Below are 3,976 nucleotides of genomic sequence, written 5' to 3' on the forward strand. Positions count from 1 at the left end.
TTCTTACCTTGATAGCAGCGTGAAGTGAAACGATGTGCTGATCGCAAGCCCTAAGAGCCTCGTTCACATCTCTGAACACCTTGCCCTCGCCAGGCTCGCCGTCCTTCTTCAGTGTTAAGTAGTAAGAACCAAGTATCATATCCTGTGTAGGAACTGCAACAGGGCGTCCGTCTGAAGGCTTCAACAGGTTGTTGGCAGCCAGCATAAGGAATCTTGCCTCAGCCTGAGCCTCTGCTGAGATCGGCAGGTGAACAGCCATCTGGTCGCCGTCGAAGTCAGCGTTGAACGCTGTACAAACCAGTGGGTGAAGCTTGATAGCTCTGCCCTCTACAAGGATAGGCTCGAATGCCTGAATACCAAGTCTGTGAAGTGTAGGCGCACGGTTGAGCATTACAGGGTGACCCTGAATAACGTTTTCAAGTGCGTCCCAAACCTCTGGCTCAGCTCTGTCTACCTTTTTCCTTGCAGACTTGATGTTGATAGTAGGATTGGTGTCAACAAGTCTTTTCATAACGAAAGGCTTGAACAGCTCAAGAGCCATTTCCTTTGGCAGACCGCACTGATACATCTTAAGCTCAGGGCCTACGACGATAACAGAACGTCCTGAATAGTCAACACGCTTACCAAGAAGGTTCTGTCTGAAACGTCCCTGCTTACCTTTGAGCATATCTGAAAGTGACTTGTATGCTCTGTTGTTAGGACCTGTAACAGGTCTGCCGTGTCTGCCGTTGTCGATAAGTGCGTCAACAGCTTCCTGAAGCATTCTCTTTTCGTTTCTAACGATGATGTCAGGTGCTTCAAGCTCCAGCATTTTCTTAAGACGGTTATTTCTGTTGATAACACGTCTGTAAAGGTCATTAAGGTCGCTGGTTGCGTATCTTCCGCCGTCCAGCAGTACCATAGGTCTGATATCAGGTGGTATAACAGGTATAGCCTCCAGTATCATCCACTCAGGTCTGTTGCCTGATGTTCTGAAAGCCTCAACGATCTCCAGTCTTTTCAGAAGCTTGATACGCTTCTGACCCGCAGGAAGATCCTTCAGCTCAGTTTTAAGCTCTTCTGAGAGCTTCTCGAGGTCGATCTCTTCAAGAAGCTCCTTGATAGCCTCAGCGCCCATGCCGGCTCTGAACTCGTCCTCGTCATACTTTTCCTGCATTTCGCTATAATCCTTTTCAGTAAGGAGCTGACCCTTGATAAGCTCAGTGTTACCTGGATCTATAACGATGTATTTTGTGAAGTAAAGAACTTCTTCAAGTCTTTTCTGTGATATTTCAAGCATCTGTCCTATTCTTGACGGAGTTCCCTTGAAATACCAAATGTGAGAAACAGGTGCAGCAAGCTCGATGTGACCCATTCTCTCTCTACGAACCTTGGCTCTTGTTACCTCAACGCCGCAGCGCTCGCAGACTTTGCCTTTAAAGCGAATTTTCTTATATTTACCGCAGTGACACTCCCAGTCCTTTGAAGGTCCGAATATCTTTTCGCAGAACAATCCGTCCTTTTCCGGCTTCTGAGTACGATAGTTTATTGTTTCAGGTCTGGTAACAACGCCGTAAGACCACTCACGGATCTTCTGAGGCGAAGCAAGACCGATCTTGATTGATGCAAACTCATTGAATTCCAACAGCAGTACCCTCTTCCTGTTTAGTTTGAAGCACGGCAACAGCCGACTTCTATATGAAACGGTCGCAGGGGCGGAGCCTTCCGCCCTTTGACCTCAGCTTATTTAGTTACTGTGCAAAATTATTCACCGTCATTAAGGAACAGATCAGACTCGTCGGAAGCTGCGCTGCCCTCCAGTTCGGAAGTGCCGTTCTCGTCTTCAGCCATGAAGCCCTCGTCGAGATCGCCCTCGTCAACGCCGAAATCGATATGATCTTCGATAGCAGGCTGTGGAACAAGCTCCTCGTCCTCGTCAAACGACTGCTTAAGATCTATTTCCTCGTTATTGATGTTGAGTACCTTGAGATCCAGACCAAGTGACTGAAGCTCCTTAACAAGTACCTTGAACGCCTCAGGAACACCAGGCTTAGGAACATTCTGTCCCTTAACGATAGCCTCGTATGTCTTGACTCTTCCCACAGTATCGTCAGACTTAACTGTAAGGATCTCCTGAAGTGTGTAAGCAGCACCGTAAGCTTCGAGCGCCCAAACTTCCATTTCTCCGAATCTCTGACCACCGAACTGAGCCTTACCGCCGAGTGGCTGCTGTGTTACCAGTGAATAAGGACCAACTGAACGTGCGTGTATCTTATCGTCTACGAGGTGGTGGAGCTTCAGGTAGTACATATAACCGACTGTAACTCTGTTATCGAACTTCTCGCCTGTTCTTCCGTCATAAACAGTGAACTTGCCGTCCTCGCTCATGCTCAGTGCGTTAGGGTTGATGACCTCGTCCATTGTGTGGAGAGTGAACTCATCGTCCTTATGCTCCAGATAATTCTGCTGAGCCATTTTGAAGCATTCTCTGATGTCTGCCTCGTGAGCACCGTCGAATACAGGAGTCATTATCTTCCAGCCAAGAGCCTTTGCCGCCATACCAAGATGAACCTCAAGCACCTGACCGATGTTCATACGAGAAGGTACGCCCAATGGGTTAAGACAGATATCAAGCGGAGTACCGTCCTCAAGGAATGGCATATCCTCCTGTGGGAGTATTCTTGAAACGACACCCTTGTTACCATGACGACCCGCCATCTTATCGCCCACAGAGATCTTTCTCTTCTGTGCGATGTAGCATCTGACGAGCATATTTACTCCAGGAGAAAGCTCGTCGCAGTTCTCTCTTGTGAATATCTTAACATCAATGATAGTACCGGCCTCGCCGTGAGGTACCTTAAGAGAATTATCTCTAACTTCTCTAGCCTTTTCGCCGAAGATAGCTCTCAGAAGTCTTTCTTCTGCTGTCAGCTCAGTTTCACCCTTAGGTGTTACCTTACCAACAAGTATATCTCCTGAGCGAACCTCTGCGCCTATTCTGATGATACCGTTCTCGTCCAGATCCTTAAGAGCGTCCTCGCCAACGTTAGGTATATCTCTTGTGATCTCCTCAGGTCCGAGCTTTGTATCTCTGGCCTCTGTCTCATACTCTTCAATATGGATAGAAGTGTACTTATCCTGCTTTACAAGGTTTTCGTTCAGAAGAACGGCGTCCTCGTAGTTGTAACCTTCCCAGGTCATGAAGCCGATAAGAGCGTTCTTACCAAGTGAAAGCTCACCGTTTGAGGTAGCAGGGCCGTCACCGATTATCTGATTAGCTTCAATTCTCTCGCCCTTATTGACGATAGGTCTCTGGTTTGTGCAAGTACCTGCGTTTGAACGCTTGAACTTAGTCAGCTCATAAGTTCTGAGCATACCGCTGTCCTCACGGATAACGATCTTGTCAGCGTCAACGCTCTCAACAACACCTGCGTTCTTAGAAACAACAGCAACGCCTGAATCAAGACAAGCTTTGTACTCCATACCAGTACCAACGATAGGAGACTCAGTCTTGAGCAGCGGCACAGCCTGTCTCTGCATGTTTGAACCCATGAGCGCACGGTTAGCGTCATCGTTCTCAAGGAACGGGATACAAGCAGTAGCCACAGAAACTACCATTTTAGGTGAAACGTCCATGAAGTCGATCTTCTCTCTCTCTATCTCGAGGATCTGATCTCTGTATCTGCCGTTTACCTTAGGTCTGGCAAACTTGTTATCCTCAGTAAGAGGCTCGTTTGCCTGAGCGACCATGTAGTTATCTTCAACGTCAGCCGTCATATAAACAACTTCGTCAGTTACAACGCCTGTTTCCTTGTCAACACGTCTGTAAGGAGCTTCGATAAAGCCGTACTCGTTTATCCTTGCGAAAGAAGCAAGGTAAGAGATAAGTCCGATGTTAGGACCTTCAGGCGTCTCGATAGGACACATTCTGCCGTAGTGAGTATAGTGAACGTCACGGACCTCAAATCCGGCACGGTCTCTTGAAAGACCGCCAGGG

2 protein-coding genes are annotated in these 3,976 nt (G+C 47.8%); both read right to left on the reverse strand.

The window, feature by feature from the left end; genetic code table 11:
* On the reverse strand, positions 1-1,624 hold a 1,624-nt coding region (gene rpoC, locus WS40_RS10185), incomplete at its 3' end, for a DNA-directed RNA polymerase subunit beta' (protein WP_046442084.1).
* A 119-nt stretch (positions 1,625-1,743) separates the two neighbouring features.
* Positions 1,744-3,976, reverse strand: a 2,233-nt coding sequence (rpoB, locus tag WS40_RS10190; protein ID WP_046442085.1) for a DNA-directed RNA polymerase subunit beta, incomplete at its 5' end; no start/stop codon positions are given.

The organism is Ruminococcus sp. N15.MGS-57 (genome assembly GCF_000980385.1).
GTDB lineage: Bacteria > Bacillota > Clostridia > Oscillospirales > Ruminococcaceae > Hominimerdicola > Hominimerdicola aceti.